The organism is Streptomyces sp. NPDC008150, from assembly GCF_042956945.1.
GTDB lineage: Bacteria > Actinomycetota > Actinomycetes > Streptomycetales > Streptomycetaceae > Streptomyces.
Map to the genome: position 1 here is coordinate 1,124,846 of NZ_JBIBHJ010000001.1, position 17,859 is coordinate 1,142,704.

General features: G+C 71.2%; 15 protein-coding genes. 11 read left to right on the top strand and 4 right to left on the bottom strand.

The window, feature by feature from the left end:
* The first annotated feature begins 30 nt into the window (after positions 1-30).
* From uvrC to pgi, 11 genes are all read left to right on the top strand, one after another.
* A complete protein-coding gene (uvrC, locus tag ACFZA0_RS04880) occupies positions 31-2,067 on the top strand; it encodes an excinuclease ABC subunit UvrC (protein ID WP_391011264.1) in 2,037 nt (678 codons plus the stop codon).
* Positions 2,064-3,083, top strand: a complete 1,020-nt coding sequence (rapZ, locus tag ACFZA0_RS04885; protein WP_391011267.1) for an RNase adapter RapZ — start codon at positions 2,064-2,066, stop codon at positions 3,081-3,083. The genes uvrC and rapZ overlap by 4 nt, the downstream gene beginning before the upstream one ends.
* Positions 3,080-4,147 carry a uridine diphosphate-N-acetylglucosamine-binding protein YvcK gene (yvcK, locus tag ACFZA0_RS04890; protein ID WP_391011270.1) on the top strand — a complete coding sequence of 356 codons (1,068 nt, stop codon included), beginning with the start codon at positions 3,080-3,082 and terminating at the stop codon, positions 4,145-4,147. The genes rapZ and yvcK overlap by 4 nt, the downstream gene beginning before the upstream one ends.
* Positions 4,138-5,127, top strand: a complete 990-nt coding sequence (gene whiA / locus ACFZA0_RS04895) for a DNA-binding protein WhiA (RefSeq protein ID WP_391011273.1) — start codon at positions 4,138-4,140, stop codon at positions 5,125-5,127. Before yvcK ends, whiA begins: the two co-directional genes overlap by 10 nt.
* 514 nt (positions 5,128-5,641) lie before the next feature.
* A complete protein-coding gene (gene gap / locus ACFZA0_RS04900) occupies positions 5,642-6,652 on the top strand; it encodes a type I glyceraldehyde-3-phosphate dehydrogenase (RefSeq protein ID WP_391011276.1) in 1,011 nt (336 codons plus the stop codon).
* A 297-nt stretch (positions 6,653-6,949) separates the two neighbouring features.
* Entirely contained in the window at positions 6,950-8,161 is a 1,212-nt protein-coding gene (locus tag ACFZA0_RS04905) for a phosphoglycerate kinase (RefSeq protein ID WP_391011279.1), read from the top strand.
* Positions 8,162-8,167: 6 nt separating this feature from the next.
* Positions 8,168-8,944, top strand: coding sequence for a triose-phosphate isomerase (gene tpiA, locus ACFZA0_RS04910; RefSeq protein ID WP_391011282.1), 777 nt, complete (start codon positions 8,168-8,170; stop codon positions 8,942-8,944).
* A gap of 236 nt (positions 8,945-9,180) precedes the next feature.
* Positions 9,181-9,414 carry a preprotein translocase subunit SecG gene (gene secG / locus ACFZA0_RS04915; RefSeq protein ID WP_391011285.1) on the top strand — a complete coding sequence of 78 codons (234 nt, stop codon included), beginning with the start codon at positions 9,181-9,183 and terminating at the stop codon, positions 9,412-9,414.
* A 254-nt stretch (positions 9,415-9,668) separates the two neighbouring features.
* A complete protein-coding gene (locus tag ACFZA0_RS04920; RefSeq protein WP_003957010.1) occupies positions 9,669-10,004 on the top strand; it encodes an RNA polymerase-binding protein RbpA in 336 nt (111 codons plus the stop codon).
* Between the two features lie 165 nt (positions 10,005-10,169).
* On the top strand, positions 10,170-11,438 hold the full coding sequence (locus tag ACFZA0_RS04925) for an MFS transporter (RefSeq protein WP_391011288.1): 1,269 nt from the start codon (positions 10,170-10,172) through the stop codon (positions 11,436-11,438).
* Positions 11,439-11,565: 127 nt separating this feature from the next.
* Positions 11,566-13,218, top strand: coding sequence for a glucose-6-phosphate isomerase (gene pgi / locus ACFZA0_RS04930; RefSeq protein WP_391011291.1), 1,653 nt, complete (start codon positions 11,566-11,568; stop codon positions 13,216-13,218).
* Positions 13,219-13,318: 100 nt separating this feature from the next.
* On the opposite strand, the gene pgl is transcribed toward pgi, so the two are convergent.
* Genes pgl through tal form a run of 4 tightly spaced genes read right to left on the bottom strand, consistent with a single transcriptional unit; the run spans position 13,319 to position 17,850 of the window.
* Positions 13,319-14,101 (bottom strand): 6-phosphogluconolactonase, encoded by a 783-nt coding sequence (pgl, locus tag ACFZA0_RS04935; protein WP_391011294.1) that lies wholly within the window; start codon positions 14,099-14,101, stop codon positions 13,319-13,321.
* Positions 14,098-15,207: a glucose-6-phosphate dehydrogenase assembly protein OpcA gene (gene opcA / locus ACFZA0_RS04940; RefSeq protein WP_391011297.1), complete on the bottom strand. Its 1,110-nt coding sequence runs from the start codon at positions 15,205-15,207 to the stop codon at positions 14,098-14,100. The genes pgl and opcA overlap by 4 nt, the downstream gene beginning before the upstream one ends.
* Entirely contained in the window at positions 15,204-16,727 is a 1,524-nt protein-coding gene (zwf, locus tag ACFZA0_RS04945; protein ID WP_391011300.1) for a glucose-6-phosphate dehydrogenase, read from the bottom strand. Before zwf ends, opcA begins: the two co-directional genes overlap by 4 nt.
* A gap of 4 nt (positions 16,728-16,731) precedes the next feature.
* Positions 16,732-17,850, bottom strand: coding sequence for a transaldolase (gene tal / locus ACFZA0_RS04950; protein WP_391011303.1), 1,119 nt, complete (start codon positions 17,848-17,850; stop codon positions 16,732-16,734).
* Positions 17,851-17,859: the final 9 nt, after the last annotated feature.

The window sequence follows — 17,859 nt, forward strand, 5'->3', positions numbered from 1 at the left end:
CTGTCGGTCGGCGCCAGTAGGGTGTGAGTCATGGCCGACCCCTCCAGCTACCGCCCCAAGCCGGGAGAGATCCCGGACTCGCCCGGGGTCTACAGGTTCCGCGACGAGCACCGCCGGGTGATCTACGTAGGCAAGGCGAAGAGCCTGCGCCAGCGGCTGGCGAACTACTTCCAGGACCTGTCCGGCCTGCACCCCCGTACCCGCACCATGGTCACGACGGCCGCCTCCGTCGAGTGGACGGTGGTGTCCACGGAGGTCGAGGCGCTCCAGCTGGAGTACTCCTGGATCAAGGAGTTCGACCCCCGGTTCAACGTCAAGTACCGCGACGACAAGAGCTATCCGTACCTCGCGGTGACGATGAACGAGGAGTTCCCGCGGGTGCAGGTGATGCGCGGCCACAAGCGCAAGGGCGTCCGGTACTTCGGCCCCTACGGGCACGCCTGGGCGATCCGGGACACCGTCGACCTGCTGCTGCGCGTCTTCCCGGTCCGGACCTGCTCGGCCGGTGTGTTCAAGAACGCGGCCCGCACCGGACGGCCGTGTCTGCTCGGCTACATCGACAAGTGCTCTGCGCCCTGCGTCGAGCGGGTCACGCCGGACGAACACCGCGCTCTGGCCGAGGAGTTCTGCGACTTCATGGCCGGCCGCACCGGCACCTACATCCGGCGCCTGGAGCAGCGGATGGCCGAGGCGGCCGAGGACATGGAGTACGAGCGGGCGGCCCGGCTGCGCGACGACATCGGGGCGCTCAGGAAGGCCATGGAGAAGAGCGCCGTCGTGCTCGCCGACGCGACGGACGCCGACCTGATCGCGGTCGCCGAGGACGAGCTGGAGGCGGCCGTGCAGATCTTCCACGTCCGCGGCGGGCGGGTGCGCGGCCAGCGCGGCTGGGTGACCGACAAGGTCGAGGAGATCACCACCGGCGCTCTCGTGGAGCACGCCCTCCAGCAGCTCTACGGCGAGGAGAAGGGCGACTCCGTCCCCAAGGAGGTGCTCGTCCCGGCGCTGCCCGACCCGGTGGAGCCGGTCCAGGAGTGGCTGACGGAGCGCCGCGGTGCGAACGTCTCGCTGCGCATCCCGCAGCGCGGCGACAAGAAGGCCCTGATGGAGACGGTGGAGCGCAACGCGCAGCAGTCCCTGGTCCTGCACAAGACCAAGCGCGCCTCCGACCTCACGACCCGCTCGCGCGCGCTGGAGGAGATCGCCGAGGCCCTCGACCTGGACAGCGCGCCGCTGCGCATCGAGTGCTACGACATCTCCCACCTCCAGGGCGAGGACGTCGTGGCCTCCATGGTCGTCTTCGAGGACGGGCTCCAGCGCAAGGGCGAGTACCGCCGCTTCCAGATCAAGGGCTTCGCCGGCCAGGACGACGTCCGGTCCATGCACGAGGTGATCACCCGCCGCTTCCGCCGCTACCTCGCGGACAAGGAGCGCACGGGGGAGTGGGCGGACGACGAGGACCCGCTGACGGAGGAGGACGGCAGGCCCAAGCGGTTCGCGTACCCGCCGCAGCTCGTCGTGGTCGACGGCGGCCGCCCCCAGGTCGCCGCGGCGAAGCGGGCGCTGGACGAGCTCGGGATCGACGACATCGCGGTGTGCGGCCTCGCCAAGCGGCTGGAAGAGGTGTGGCTGCCGGACGAGGAGGACCCGGTGGTCCTGCCCCGCACGAGCGAGGGCCTGTATCTGTTGCAGCGGGTCCGGGACGAGGCGCACCGCTTCGCGATCACGTACCAGCGCGCCAAGAGGGCCAAACGGGTGAGATCGAGCCCGCTGGACGACGTGCCCGGACTCGGTGAGACCCGCAAGCAGGCGTTGATCAAACACTTCGGTTCGGTGAAGAGGCTGCGTTCCGCGACAATTGACCAGATCTGCGAGGTTCCCGGCATAGGCCGCAAGACGGCCGAGGCGGTGGCGGTCGCCTTCGCCAACGCGGCTCCGGCCGCACCCGCCGTCAACACGGCGACCGGAGAGATCATGGAGGACGAGGAACCCGACGAGACGGCGGGTTCCCCCGGGGAGCCCGTGTCCGCGAGCGCCCCGGACGAACTACGGGGGCAGGAGAGATGACTCAGCAGGAACGGCGAGAAGACGCGGATCCGGCGCAGGCAGCGCCGGACCACCAGGAGACGGGCGAGGATCGGACGGGACGGCAAGCGGTCCGGGAAAGCGGAGAACAGGTGAGTACGGACGTCACGACGCCCGGGGGCCAGGACGCGGTCGCGGCCACCCCGGAGCTGGTCATCATCTCCGGCATGTCCGGGGCCGGCCGGTCCACGGCGGCCAAGTGTCTGGAGGACCTCGGCTGGTTCGTCGTCGACAACCTCCCGCCCGCGCTGATCCCCACCATGGTGGAGCTCGGCGCCCGCTCCCAGGGCAACGTGGCGCGGATCGCGGTCGTCGTCGACGTGCGCGGCAGGCGCTTCTTCGACAACCTGCGCGAATCCCTCGCCGACCTCGACACCCGGGACGTCACCCGGCGCATCGTCTTCCTGGAGTCCTCCGACGACGCCCTGGTGCGCCGGTTCGAGTCGGTGCGCCGCCCGCATCCCCTCCAGGGCGACGGCCGCATCGTCGACGGCATCGCCGCCGAGCGGGAACTGCTGCGCGAACTGCGCGGCGACGCCGACCTGGTGATCGACACCTCCAGCCTGAACGTCCACGAGCTGCGGGCGAAGATGGACGCCCAGTTCGCCGGCGACGAGGAGCCCGAACTGCGGGCCACCGTCATGTCCTTCGGCTTCAAGTACGGCCTCCCGGTGGACGCCGACCTGGTCGCGGACATGCGCTTCCTCCCCAACCCGCACTGGGTCCCGGAGCTGCGCCCCTTCACCGGGCTCAACGAGGAGGTCGCGGCGTACGTCTTCAACCAGCCCGGCGCCAAGGAGTTCCTCGACCGGTACGCCGAACTGCTGCGGCTCGTGGCCGCCGGGTACCGCCGCGAGGGCAAGCGGTACGTCACCATCGCGATCGGCTGCACGGGCGGCAAGCACCGGTCGGTCGCCATGTCGGAGAAGCTCGCCGCCCGCCTCGCGGCGGAGGGCGTGGAGACGGTGCTCGTCCACCGGGACATGGGACGCGAATGACCGGACGTACGTTGCGGCTCGGCGGGCTGCGCAGGGTGCCGCCGGACGGAGCGGCCCGGCTCGCCGAGGTCCGCGGCGGTGCCAGGCGCCGTCGGCGCGGCACCCAGCCCAAGGTGGTCGCCCTCGGCGGCGGCATGGGCCTGTCGGCGTCGCTCGCGGCGCTGCGCCGGATCACCGGCGACCTCACCGCGGTGGTCACCGTGGCCGACGACGGCGGCTCCAGCGGCCGCCTGCGCGACGAGCTGGGGGTCCTGCCGCCCGGGGACCTGCGCAAGGCGCTGGCCGCGCTGTGCGGGGACGACGACTGGGGCCAGACCTGGGCCCGGGTCATCCAGCACCGCTTCCACTCCAAGGGCGACCTGCACGACCACGCGGTCGGCAACCTGCTGATCGTCGCGCTGTGGGAACAGCTCGGCGACCACGTCCAGGCCCTCGACCTGGTGGGCAACCTGCTGGGCGCGCACGGCCGGGTGCTGCCGATGTCCGCCGTCCCGCTCGAACTCCAGGCGCTGGTCAAGGGCCACGACCCCGACCACCCGGACGACGTCGACACCGTCCGCGGACAGGCCACCGTCGCGCTCACCCCCGGCGAGGTGCAGTCCGTGCACCTCGTGCCGCACGACCCGCCGGCCGTTCCCGAGGCGGTCGCGGCGGTCCTCGACGCGGACTGGGTCGTCCTCGGGCCCGGCTCCTGGTTCTCGTCGGTGATCCCGCACCTGCTGGTGCCGGAACTGCTGGACGCCCTCGTCACCACGAAGGCCCGCCGGGTCCTGCCGCTGAACCTCGCCCCGCAGCCCGGAGAAACCGATGGCTTCTCCCCGCAGCGTCATTTGGAGGTTTTGGCACGACACGCCCCTAAACTCGCCCTGGACGTGGTGCTGGCCGACGAGGCAGCCGTGCCCGATCGCCCCTCACTCGCCGAGGCCGCCAAGCGGCTCGGTGCCGCGGTCGAGCTGGCGGCGGTGGCCCGGACCGACGGTTCTCCTAGGCACGACCCGGAGCTGTTGGCCGCCGCGTACGACCGTATTTTTCGGATGCATGGAAGGATCGGCCCATGGCGATGACGGCAGCGGTGAAGGACGAGATCTCCCGGCTTCCCGTCACCCGGACCTGCTGCAGGAAGGCGGAGGTCTCCGCCATTCTGCGGTTCGCCGGCGGCCTCCACCTGGTCAGCGGCCGGATCGTGATCGAGGCGGAGCTGGACACCGCGATGGCGGCGCGCCGGCTCAAGCGGGACATCCTGGAGATCTTCGGCCACAGTTCCGAACTGATCGTGATGGCACCCGGCGGCCTGCGGCGCGGCTCGCGCTACGTCGTGCGGGTCGTGGCGGGCGGCGACCAGCTCGCCCGGCAGACGGGCCTGGTGGACGGCCGCGGCCGTCCCATCCGCGGCCTGCCCCCGCAGGTGGTCTCGGGGGCCACCTGCGACGCGGAGGCCGCCTGGCGCGGTGCCTTCCTGGCGCACGGTTCGCTCACGGAGCCCGGCCGCTCCTCCTCCCTGGAGGTGACGTGCCCGGGACCCGAGGCCGCGCTCGCGCTGGTCGGCGCCGCGCGCCGGCTGTCGATCGCGGCGAAGGCGCGCGAGGTGCGCGGGGTGGACCGGGTCGTCGTCCGCGACGGTGACGCCATCGGCGCCCTGCTCACGCGGCTCGGCGCGCACGAGTCGGTGCTGGCCTGGGAGGAGCGCCGGATGCGGCGCGAGGTCCGTGCCACGGCCAACCGGCTCGCCAACTTCGACGACGCCAACCTGCGCCGCTCGGCCCGCGCGGCGGTGGCCGCCGGGGCGCGGGTGGCGCGGGCCCTGGAGATCCTCGCGGACGAGGTTCCCGAGCACCTCGCGGCCGCGGGCCGGCTGCGCATGGAGCACAAGCAGGCATCCCTGGAGGAGCTGGGCGCGCTCGCCGACCCGCCGCTGACCAAGGACGCCGTCGCGGGCCGTATCCGCAGGCTGCTCGCCATGGCGGACAAGCGGGCCTCCGACCTCGGCATCCCCGGCACGGAGGCCAACCTCAGCGAGGACCTGGCCGACAACCTGGTCGGCTGACACCGCGCCTGCCCACCCGCCTGCTCGCCGGCGCCAACTCCGGTGCCGGAACGCAGTGTTGAGGCGGTCACCCGAAGCGGGTGACCGCCTCGGCCGTGCGGCGCGCGAGGCCGCCCCGGCCGTCGCCGCCGGACCTGCCGTGCCGGGCCGCGCCCCGGGGGAGTGCCCGGCCGGCCGCCGCCCTCGACGGCGGACACGCTCGACCGCCGACCACCGCCGTCCGCATCGGCCTCCTCCGAGGGCACGCAGATCGGCCGAACGGATGAATTCCGGTGGCGGGATTCCCGGCACCGGGAGCGCTCGCGGTTCCCCTCCGGCGATCACCGGGACGGGCACCCGGATGCTCGGCAGGTGCCCCGGTCCCCGCCCTACCGGTGAGTACGGAGGGCCGTGTCCGCCGGGGGCCCTCTCGATGTCACCCCCGGCGCCTCAGGGAGGTAGGGTCGTAGGCGGTCGGGGACATCCCATACAGCTCGCCGGTCAAAAGCCGGCGTACCAACGAGGAGATCGGTTCGTGACGATCCGCGTAGGCATCAACGGCTTTGGCCGCATCGGTCGTAACTACTTCCGCGCGCTGCTGGAGCAGGGTGCTGACATCGAGATCGTGGCTGTCAACGACCTGGGTGACACCGCGACCACCGCCCACCTTCTGAAGTACGACACCATCCTGGGCCGCCTCAAGGCCGAGGTGTCGCACACCGCCGACACGATCACCGTGGACGGCCACACCATCAAGGTGCTGTCCGAGCGCAACCCCGCCGACATTCCGTGGGGCGACCTGGGCGTCGACATCGTCATCGAGTCGACGGGCATCTTCACGAAGAAGGCCGACGCCGCGAAGCACATCGCCGGCGGCGCCAAGAAGGTCCTCATCTCGGCTCCGGCCAAGGAAGAGGACATCACGATCGTGATGGGCGTCAACCAGGACAAGTACGACGCCGCGAACCACCACGTCATCTCCAACGCCTCCTGCACCACCAACTGTGTGGCGCCGATGGCCAAGGTTCTCGACGAGAACTTCGGCATCGTCAAGGGCCTGATGACGACGGTCCACGCGTACACGAACGACCAGCGGATCCTGGACTTCCCGCACTCGGACCTGCGTCGCGCCCGTGCCGCCGCCGAGAACATCATCCCGACCACCACGGGTGCCGCCAAGGCCACCGCGTTGGTCCTCCCGCAGCTCAAGGGCAAGCTGGACGGCATCGCGATGCGCGTCCCGGTCCCGACCGGCTCGGCCACCGACCTCGTCGTGACCCTCCAGCGCGAGGTCACCAAGGACGAGGTCAACGCCGCGTTCAAGAAGGCCTCCGACGACGGCGACCTCAAGGGCTTCCTGACCTACACCGAGGACCCGATCGTCTCCTCGGACATCGTCGGCGACCCGTCGTCCTGCACCTTCGACTCCTCCCTGACCATGGTCCAGGAGGGCAACACGGTGAAGATTCTCGGCTGGTACGACAACGAGTGGGGCTACTCCAACCGCCTCGTCGACCTCACGGTCTTCGTCGGCAACCAGCTCTGATCACCGGAGCAGGCACCTCGATGTGAGAGCAGGGCTCGGGCAGCGCGACGCCGCGCCGCCCGAGCCCTGTGTCGCGAGGTCCGCGCCCCGGCCGGTACGCAGCCCGTACCGGCCGGACGGACTCCCGGAGGCGGGGACGAGATCCCGGCCGGCCGGAGACCGTCCGCCGCCTCCCGGTCCGTCCGGTGCCCTCCGGCCGGACCGGTCCGTGCGGCGGCCCCGTGCGGGCCGAGCCTCCCGGACGTGCGCAGCCCTCCGGGTCACCAGAGCTTCCCCAGCCCTCATCAGGAGTCCTTCATGAAGACGATCGACGAACTTCTCTCCCAGGGCGTCGACGGCAAGCGGGTCTTCGTCCGCGCCGACCTCAACGTCCCGCTGGCCGACGGCCTCATCACCGACGACGGCCGCATCCGCGCCGTGCTGCCCACCGTTAAGGCGCTGGCCGAGGCGGGCGCCAAGGTCGTCGTCGCCTCCCACCTGGGCCGCCCCAAGGGCGCCCCGGACCCCGCCTTCTCCCTGCTGCCCGCCGCCGAGCGGCTCGCCGAACTCCTCGGCGCGCCCGTGGCGTTCGCGCAGGACACCGTGGGCCCCGCCGCCCACGACGCCGTGAACGGCCTCCAGCCCGGCCAGGTCGCGGTCGTCGAGAACCTGCGGTTCAACGCCGGTGAGACCGCGAAGGACGACACCGAGCGCGGCGAGTTCGCCGACCGGCTCGCCGCCCTCGCGGACGTGTACGTCGGCGACGGCTTCGGTGCGGTGCACCGCAAGCACGCCTCCGTGTACGACCTGCCGGCCCGCCTGCCGCACTACGCCGGTTACCTCATCGCCACCGAGGTGGGCGTCCTCAAGAAGCTCACCGCCGAGGTGAAGCGCCCGTACGTGGTCGTGCTCGGCGGGGCGAAGGTCTCCGACAAGCTCGCCGTCATCGACGAACTGCTCGGCAAGGCCGACCGCCTGCTCATCGGCGGCGGCATGGCGTTCACCTTCCTCAAGGCCAAGGGCTACGAGATCGGCAGCTCCATGCTGCAGGAGGACCAGCTCGACGCCGTCAAGGAGTACATCGAGCGCGCCGAGAAGACCGGTGTGGAACTGGTGCTGCCGGTCGACGCGCTGGTCGCGCCCGAGTTCCCGGACCTGAAGTCCAAGGCTCCGGCCAACCCCTCCACCGTCGCCGCCGACGCGATGCCGGCTGGCCAGATGGGCCTGGACATCGGCCCGGAGACCAACACGCTCTACGCCTCGAAGCTCGCCGACGCGGCCACCATCTTCTGGAACGGTCCGATGGGCGTCTTCGAACACCCCGACTACGCCGAGGGCACCCGCGCGGTCGCCCAGGGCCTTCTCGACTCCCCGGGCTTCACCGTGGTCGGCGGTGGCGACTCGGCCGCCGCCGTCCGCACCCTGGGCTTCGACGAGTCGGCATTCGGCCACATCTCGACCGGTGGCGGCGCCTCCCTCGAATACCTCGAGGGCAAGACGCTCCCCGGTCTCGCCGCACTGGAGGACTGAAACCCGATGAGCAACCGCACGCCGCTGATGGCGGGCAACTGGAAGATGAACCTCAACCACCTCGAGGCCATCGCCCACGTCCAGAAGCTCGCCTTCGCGCTCGCCGACAAGGACTACGACGCCGTCGAGGTCGCCGTCCTGCCGCCCTTCACCGACCTGCGTTCGGTGCAGACCCTGGTGGACGGCGACAAGCTCAAGATCAAGTACGGCGCCCAGGACATCTCGGCGCAGGACTCCGGCGCCTACACCGGCGAGATCTCCGGCCCGATGCTGGCGAAGCTCAAGTGCACGTACGTGGCCGTCGGCCACTCCGAGCGCCGCCAGTACCACGCCGAGACGGACGAGATCGTCAACAGCAAGGTCAAGGCCGCCTACAAGCACGGCCTGACCCCGATCCTGTGCGTCGGCGAGGAACTGGACGTCCGCGAGGCGGGCAACCACGTCACGCACACCCTGACCCAGGTCGAGGGCGGGCTCAAGGACGTGCCGGCCGAGCAGGCCGAGACCGTCGTGATCGCGTACGAGCCGGTGTGGGCCATCGGCACCGGCAAGGTGTGCGGTGCCGACGACGCCCAGGAGGTCTGCGCGGCGATCCGCGCCAAGGTCGCCGAGCTGTACTCGCAGGAGCTGGCCGACAAGGTCCGCATCCAGTACGGCGGTTCCGTGAAGTCCGGCAACGTCGCCGAGATCATGGGCAAGGCCGACATCGACGGCGCCCTCGTCGGCGGTGCCTCGCTGGACGCCGAGGAGTTCGTCAAGATCGTGCGGTTCCGCGACCAGTGAGCAACCGGTCACGGCCGGTGCCGGGGACAGGACGCGCGGGGGCCGCGGGGCCCGGCGTGACGGTCCGTCCCGGCACCGGCCGTGCACCCTTCGCGCACGAACAGGCAGGCCGCGAGTAGGCGGCAGCGGCGATCCGTCGTACCCTTGCGTGGGCTGGTGGCGTTCACCCTGTGCGGCTGTGCCGCGCGGCCACCCGCCCCCGTCGTTCATCCGAATCCGAGGAAGTTGGTCCAGCCGTGGTTTTGGGGTTCTCGATCGCCCTGATCGTCTTCAGCCTGCTGCTGATGCTGCTGGTGCTGATGCACAAGGGGAAGGGCGGCGGCCTCTCCGACATGTTCGGTGGTGGCGTGCAGTCCTCCGTCGGTGGGTCCTCGGTGGCCGAGCGCAACCTCGACCGGATCACCGTGATCCTCGGTGTCTGCTGGTTCGCCTGCGTCATCGTGCTCAGCATCGTCATGAAGAACAACTGACCCGGGACCGACACCTCTCCGGTCTTCCGGACGGCGCCGCCCTGTGCCCCGCACCGGGCTCACGCACAATCAGACCCTGAAGCCCCATGTTCGGTACGCGCTCACAAGCGCGGCCTATCATGGGGCTTGCGTCTGTGTGCGGGGCGGTAACTCCAATCACTGGACGCGCGTTGGGCCTTACGTAGACTGAGGCGCTCGCAGCGAAGCGGAACGCCGACTCGCTTCGCGGCACCATCACGCAGGGAGTTACGACCGTGGCAAGTGGCAACGCGATCCGAGGAAGCCGGGTCGGGGCGGGGCCGATGGGCGAGGCCGAGCGCGGTGAGTCCGCACCGCGTCTGCGCATCTCCTTCTGGTGCTCCAACGGGCATGAGACGCAGCCCAGCTTCGCCAGCGACGCGCAGGTGCCCGATACCTGGGACTGCCCGCGCTGCGGCTTTCCCGCCGGACAGGACAGGGACAACCCCCCGGACCCCCCGCGCACCGAGCCCTACAAGACACACCTGGCGTACGTGCGAGAGCGGCGCAGCGACGCGGACGGCGAGGCGATCCTCGCCGAAGCCCTCGCCAAACTGCGCGGCGAGATCTAGCGGCTACGGGCGCAATCGCCTTGTAGCGCAGAGCAGTTGAGTCCGGCCGGCCGCCCGTGAGGGCACCGGCCGGATGCGTGTCCCGGTGCCCTGCCCGCGTCCGGCACGGCCCGTTGTCAGTGCTGCCCCCTACGGTTGACGAACCGGCGGACCGAAGGGGGAGTCGTGGCGACGGCGGACGTGGCGGGGGGGTGCGCGCCGGGGTGGCGCGGGGGGTTCGGGCGGCTGTGGAGCGCCGCCGTCCTCTCCAGCCTCGGTGACGCGCTGCGCGGTGCCGCACTGCCCCTGCTGGCCGCCTCCCTGACGGACCGTCCGTTCCTCGTCGCCGCGGTCACCGCGTGCGGTTACCTCCCCTGGCTGCTCTTCGGTCTGCTCGGCGGGGCCGTCGCCGACCGGGTGGACCAGCGGCGGGCGATGTGGACCGTGGACACCGCACGCGGTCTGCTCGTCGCCGCCTTCGCCCTGGCCGTCTCCCTCGGGCACGCCTCGATCGCCCTGCTGATCGTGCTGGCCTTCGTGCTGACGGCCCTTCAGACGCTCTTCGACAACGCGGCCACCGCCCTGCTCCCCGCCCTGGTCGGACCGGCCGCGCTGGGCAGCGCGAACATCCGGCTGCGCACCGGGCAGCGGATCGCGAGCGGGCTGCTCGGCGCCCCGGCCGTCCCGGTGCTGCTCGCCCTGGGCGCGGGCATGCCGTTCGCCGCCGACGCCGGCACCTTCCTGCTGGCGGCGGCCCTGGTCGCCTCCCTGCGCACGGCCCCGCCCGGACGGGACGCGAGACCCGGCGGCTCCACCCTGCGGCGCGAGATCGCGGAGGGGCTGCGCACCCTGTGGCACGACCGGCCGTTGCGCGGACTGTGCGCCGCCACCGCCCTGTGCAACATCGGCATGGGCGCGCTCGTCGCCACGCTCGTGGTCCTGGTGACCCGGTGGCTGGACGCGGGCACCACCGGGTACGCGGCCGTCACCGCCGGGTTCACGGTCGGCGGGCTCGCCGGGGCGTGGGTGAACGGGGGCCTGGTGCGCAGGGTCGGCAGACCGGGTGCCGTACTGGTCGCGGGGGTGATCCAGACCGCGGCGCTGCTGGTGCTGGGCTCGGTGCGCGGCATCGTCGCGGCGGTCGCCGCCCTGACGGTCTTCGGCGTCATGAGCACGGTGTGGAACGTCAACACCACGACCCTGATGCAGCAACGCACCCCCGCCGCGCTGCTCGGCCGGGTCGGCTCGGCCTTCCGCACGCTCTCGGTCGCCGGGGCGCCCCTCGGCGCGCTGCTCGGCGGGGCGGCCGCCACCGCAGGGGGCGGGAACGCGCCCGCCCTCCTTGCCGCCGCCTTCTTCGTCCTGTCCGTCCTCGCGCTGATACCGGGGCGCCGCCCGGACGTACCTCCCGTTGTCCGGGGCGACGGCGTGACGACAGGCCGCGTCGCCCACTGATCAATTAGGTTGGGACGGCGCCGGGGCGGACACCCGGCACCCGGCGCGCGCAGCGGCAGGGCAGCACCAGAGAGCAGCAGAGCAGCAGAGCAGCATCGGCAGGCACGGAAGAAGGCGGAAGCCCGAGATGAACGCAGACGGCCGTACCAGGCTCGACCAGACACCGGAGTGGACCGCTCTGGCCGACCACCACCGAAACCTCGGCGACGTGCACCTGCGCGACCTGTTCGAGGCGGATCCCGCGCGGGGCGACGGGTACACCCTCCAGGTCGGCGACCTGTACGTCGACTACTCCAAGCACCTGGTCACCGACGAGACGCTGCGGCTGCTGCGCGAGCTCGCCGAGGCCACCGACGTGTACGGGCTGCGGGACGCCATGTTCCGCGGCGACCGGATCAACGTCACCGAGGACCGGGCGGTGCTGCACACGGCGCTGCGCGCGCCGCGCGACGCCGTGGTGGAGGTCGACGGCGAGAACGTGGTGCCGAAGGTGCACGCGGTCCTGGACAAGATGGCGGACTTCGCGAACCGGGTGCGTTCCGGCGAGTGGACCGGGCACACCGGCCGCCGCATCCGCAACGTCGTCAACATCGGCATCGGCGGCTCCGACCTGGGTCCCGCGATGGCCTACGAGGTGCTGCGCAGCTTCGCCGACCGCGGGCTGACCGTGCGGTTCGTGTCCAACGTGGACGGCGCCGACCTGCACGAGGCGACCCGTGACCTGGACGCGGCGGAGACGCTGTTCATCGTGGCGTCCAAGACGTTCACCACGATCGAGACGATCACCAACGCCACGTCCGCCCGCGACTGGCTGCTGGGTGAGCTGAAGTCCGGTCAGGAGGCGGTCGCCAAGCACTTCGTGGCGCTGTCGACGAACGAGGAGAAGGTCACCGGGTTCGGCATCGACCCGGACAACATGTTCGAGTTCTGGGACTGGGTCGGCGGGCGCTACTCGTACGACTCGGCGATCGGCCTCTCGCTGATGATCGCCATCGGCCCGGACCGCTTCCGCGAGATGCTCGACGGCTTCCACACCGTGGACGAGCACTTCCGCAACGCGCCCCCGGCCACCAACGTCCCTCTGCTGCTCGGCCTGTTGGGCATCTGGTACGGCAACTTCCACGGTGCCCAGTCGCACGCGGTGCTGCCGTACTCGCACTACCTGTCGCGGTTCACCGCCTATCTCCAGCAGCTGGACATGGAGTCCAACGGCAAGTCGGTCGACCGCGAGGGCAACCCGGTCGACTGGCAGACGGGACCGGTGGTCTGGGGCACGCCCGGCACCAACGGGCAGCACGCGTACTACCAGTTGATCCACCAGGGCACGAAGCTCATCCCCGCCGACTTCATCGGATTCGCCGAGCCGGTCGCTGAGTTGAGCGACGGGCTCAAGGCGCAGCACGACCTGCTGATGGCCAACTTCTTCGCGCAGACACAGGCGTTGGCCTTCGGCAAGACCCCCGACGAGGTGCGTGCCGAGGGTGTGCCGGACGAGCTGGTGCCGCACAAGTCGTTCCGCGGCAACCACCCGACGACGACGATCCTGGCGAAGGAGCTGACGCCGTCCGTCCTCGGCCAGCTCGTCGCGCTCTACGAGCACAAGGTGTTCGTCCAGGGCGCCGTGTGGAACATCGACTCCTTCGACCAGTGGGGCGTCGAACTCGGCAAGGTCCTCGCCAAGCGCGTGGAGCCCGCCCTCACCGAGGGCGCGGACGTGCCCGGCCTGGACACCTCCACCACGGCCCTCGTCGCCAAGTACCGGTCCCTGCGCGGGCGTTGACCCGGCAGACCGCAAGGGCCGCAAGGGCCGCACATGCCGGAACCCGTACGGTCGGTGACCGTACGGGTTCCGGTGGAGCGGGCAGGGCGGGGTGTGCCCGTCAGGCCGAGGCCGGCGGGTACAGCCCCCTCGGCAGCTTCGAGGCCGCCGCCGCGTCCAGCAGCCACAGCGTCCGGGCACGCCCGTACGCCCCGGCCGCGGGCGCCTGGATCTCGCCCGCGCCCGACAGCGCGATCTGCGCCGCCTCGGCCTTGTCCTCGCCGGCCGCGAGGAGCCAGACCTCACGGGCCGCGCGGATCGCGGGCAGGGTGAGCGTCACCCGGGTCGGCGGGGGCTTGGGGGCGCCGTGCACCCCGACCACCGTCCGCTCGGTCTCACGGACGGCGGGCAGCTCCGGGAAGAGCGACGCCACGTGCGTGTCCGGGCCGACGCCCAGCATCAGCACGTCGAACGTCGGGACCGAGCCGTGGTTCTCCGGCCCGGCAGCCCGCGCCAGGTCCGCCGCGTAGGCCGCCGCGGCGGCCTCCACGTCCGATCCGTACGGCCCGTCGGAGGCGGGCATGGCGTACACGCGCTTCGGGTCCAGGGGCACGCTGTCGAGCAGGGCCTCGCGGGCCTGCGTGACGTTGCGCTCCGGGTCGCCCTCGGGCAGGAACCGTTCGTCGCCCCACCACAGGTCGAGGCGCCCCCAGTCGATCGCGTCCCGGGCGGGTGCCGAGGCGAGGGCGGCCAGCAGGCCGTTGCCGTTGCGGCCGCCGGTGAGGACGACCGACGCGAAGCCGCGGGACGCCTGCGCGTCCACGATCTTCGTGATCAGCCGGGCCGCGGCGGCCTCGGCCATCAGCTCCTTGTCGCGGTGCACGACAAGCTGGGGGGTGTTCACTTCGTGCTCGCCTTCCGTGCGGGCGCCTTCTTCGCCGGTGCCTTGGCCGCCGTCTTGGCGGGGGCCTTCGCCGGCGCCTTCTTGGCGGCGGTCTTGCGCGCGGGCGCCGTCTTCGCGGCCGCCGGTTGCGCCGGGGCGGCGGCCTTGGCGGCCTCCGCCGGAGCGGTTCCCGAGGGCTCGGCGACCGTGAGCCGGTCCACGCCGAAGCGCAGCGCCGAGGCGTACGTGTCGTCCGGGTCCAGCCGCCGCAGCTCCTCCGCGATCAGCTCGGCGGTGTCGCGGCGCTTGAGCGCCACGGCCCGGTCGGGCTGCCCCTGGATCGACAGCGTGGCGAGGGTGCCGTCCGCGCGGTCGAGGGCGATCGGACCCTGGTCGGTGTCCATGCGGACGGCGGTGAGGCCGGGGCCGGAGGACAGCGACCGGAGCACCGGCACGTCGAGCCGGTCCGCGAGCCACATGGCGAGCAGCTCGCAGCTGGGGTTGAACTCCTCGCCCTCCACCTCGACACCGCGCACCTCGCACACGACCTGGTCCAGCGCGGCAGCCAGCATCGAGCGCCAGGGCGTGATGCGGGTCCACGACAGGTCCGTGTCGCCGGGGGTGTACGCGTCGGCGCGGGCGTTGAGCTCCCGCACCGGCTGCTCGGCGGTGTAGGTGTCGGTGACGCGCCGCTGCGCGAGGGCGCCCAGCGGGTCGTTGGCGGGGTCGAGCGGCGCGTTCACCGGCCACCAGACCACCACGGGGGCGTCGGGCAGCAGCAGCGGCAGCACCACCGACTGGGCGTGGTTGAGCACCTCGCCGTAGAGGCGCAGCACGACCGTCTCGCCGGTGCCGGCCTCCGCGCCGAGCCGCACCTCCGCGTCGAGCCGCGCGGTGGTGCGGTCGCGGGAGGTGCGGGAGACGCGCTTGATGACGACCAGGGTGCGCGAGGGGTGCTCGCGCGAGGCGTCGTTGGCCGCCTTGAGGGCGTCGTAGGCGTTCTCCTCGTCGGTGACGATGACGAGGGTGAGCACCATGCCGACGGCAGGCGTGCCGATCTCGCGGCGCCCCTTGACGAGCGCCTTGTTGATCTTGCTGGCCGTGGTGTCCGTGAGGTCGATCTTCATGGCCGGCGCCAGCTCCGTCCGTCTCGTTCGAGCATCTGGTCCGCCTCGACGGGCCCCCACGTGCCGGACGGGTACTGCGCGGGCTTGCCGTGCTTGTCCCAGTACTCCTCGATCGGGTCGAGGATCTTCCAGGACAGCTCGACCTCCTCGGTGCGCGGGAACAGGTTCGAGTCCCCGAGGAGGACGTCCAGGATGAGGCGCTCGTACGCCTCGGGGCTGGACTCGGTGAAGGACTCGCCGTAGGCGAAGTCCATCGACACGTCGCGGATCTCCATCGACGTGCCGGGCACCTTGGAGCCGAAGCGCACGGTGATGCCCTCGTCGGGCTGGACGCGGATGACGATCGCGTTCTGGCCCAGCTCCTCCGTCGCCGTGTGGTCGAAGGGGGAGTGCGGGGCGCGCTGGAAGACGACCGCGATCTCGGTGACGCGGCGGCCGAGCCGCTTGCCGGTGCGCAGGTAGAAGGGGACGCCCGCCCAGCGGCGGTTGTCGATCCCGACCTTGATCGCGGCGTAGGTGTCGGTCTTCGACTTGGGGTCGATGCCGTCTTCCTGGAGGTAGCCGACGGCCTTCTCGCCGCCCTGCCAGCCCGCCGCGTACTGCCCGCGGACCGTGCCGGTGCCGAGGTCCTTTGGGAGCCTGACGGCGCCCAGCACCTTGGTCTTCTCCGCCGCCAGCGCGTCGGCGTCGAAGGAGGCGGGCTCCTCCATCGCGGTCAGCGCCATGAGCTGGAGCAGGTGGTTCTGGATGACGTCGCGGGCGGCGCCGATGCCGTCGTAGTAGCCGGCCCGGCCGCCGATGCCGATGTCCTCGGCCATCGTGATCTGCACGTGGTCGACGAACGACCGGTTCCAGATCGGCTCGAACATGGTGTTCGCGAAGCGGAGCGCCAGGATGTTCTGGACGGTCTCCTTGCCGAGGTAGTGGTCGATCCGGAAGACCTGGTCCGAACCGAACACCTCGTGCACGATCGCGTTGAGTTCCTCGGCCGACTTGAGGTCGTGGCCGAACGGCTTCTCGATGACGGCCCGCCGCCAGGAGCCCTTCGCCTGGTCGGCCAGCCCGTGCTTCTTCAGCTGCTGGACGACCTTCGGGAAGAACTTGGGGGGCACCGACAGGTAGAAGGCGAAGTTGCCGCTCGTGCCCTGGGCCTTGTCGAGGTCCTCGATGGTGGCCTTGAGCTGGTCGAAGGCGGCGTCGTCGTCGAAGGTGCCCTGGACGAAGCGCATCCCCTGGATGAGCTGCTGCCAGACCTCCTCGCGGAACGGCGTGCGCGAGTGCTCCTTGACGGCGTCGTGGACCTCCTGCGCGAAGTCCTCGTCCTGCCACTCGCGGCGCGCGAAGCCGACCAGCGAGAAACCCGGCGGCAGCAGACCCCGGTTGGCGAGGTCGTAAACGGCAGGCATCAGCTTTTTGCGGGACAAATCGCCGGTTACGCCGAAGATGACCAGGCCCGACGGCCCCGCGATACGCGGGAGCCGTCGGTCGGCGGGGTCACGCAGCGGGTTGCTGCTCGACAAGGTGTCAGCCCTCCGAGGGGGCGAGGCGCTTGAGCTCCGCCTCGGTCGACTTGAGCAGGTCGTTCCAGGACGCCTCGAACTTCTCGACGCCCTCGTCCTCCAGAACCTGGACCACGTCGTCGTAGGCGATCCCGAGCTTCTCGATCGCGTCGAGGTCGGCGCGGGCCTGCTCGTACGTGCCCTGGACCGTGTTGCCGGTCACCTGGCCGTGGTCCTCGGTGGCCTCCAGCGTGGCCTCCGGCATGGTGTTCACGGTGTTCGGCGCGACCAGGTCGACGACGTACATCGTGTCCCGGTAGGCCGGGTCCTTCACACCGGTCGACGCCCACAGCGGACGCTGCTTGTTGGCGTGCTCCCGCTCCAGCGCGGCCCAGCGGTCCGAGGAGAAGACCTCCTCGTACGCCTGGTAGGCGAGCCGGGCGTTGGCCACGGCGGCCTTGCCGCGCAGGGCCTTGGCCTCGTCGGTGCCGAGGGCGTTGAGCCGCTTGTCGATCTCGGTGTCCACGCGGGACACGAAGAACGACGCCACCGAGTGGATCTTCGACAGGTCGAGGCCGCGCTCCTTGGCCTTCTCCAGGCCGGTGAGGTACGCGTCCATGACCTTGCGGTAGCGCTCCAGGGAGAAGATCAGCGTCACGTTGACGCTGATGCCGTTCCCGATGGTCTCGGCGATCGCGGGCAGGCCCGCCTCGGTCGCCGGGATCTTGATGAGCGTGTTCGGACGGTCCACCAGCCAGGCGAGCTGCCTGGCCTCGGCGGCGGTCGCCCGGGTGTTGTGCGCGAGGCGCGGGTCCACCTCGATGGACACCCGGCCGTCCTGGCCGTCCGTCGCGTCGAAGACGGGCCGCAGGATGTCGGCGGCGTCACGGACGTCCGCCGTCGTGATCATGCGGATGGCCTCTTCGACGGTGACCTCGCGGGCCGCGAGGTCGGTGAGCTGCGTGTCGTAACCGTCGCCCTCCGAGATCGCCTTCTGGAAGATCGTCGGGTTGGTGGTGACGCCCACGACGTGCTGCTGGTCGATCAGCTCGGCGAGGTTGCCGGACGTGATCCGCTTGCGCGACAGGTCGTCCAGCCAGATCGCCACGCCCTCCTCGGAGAGGCGCTTCAGTGCGTCTGTCATGGAAATTGC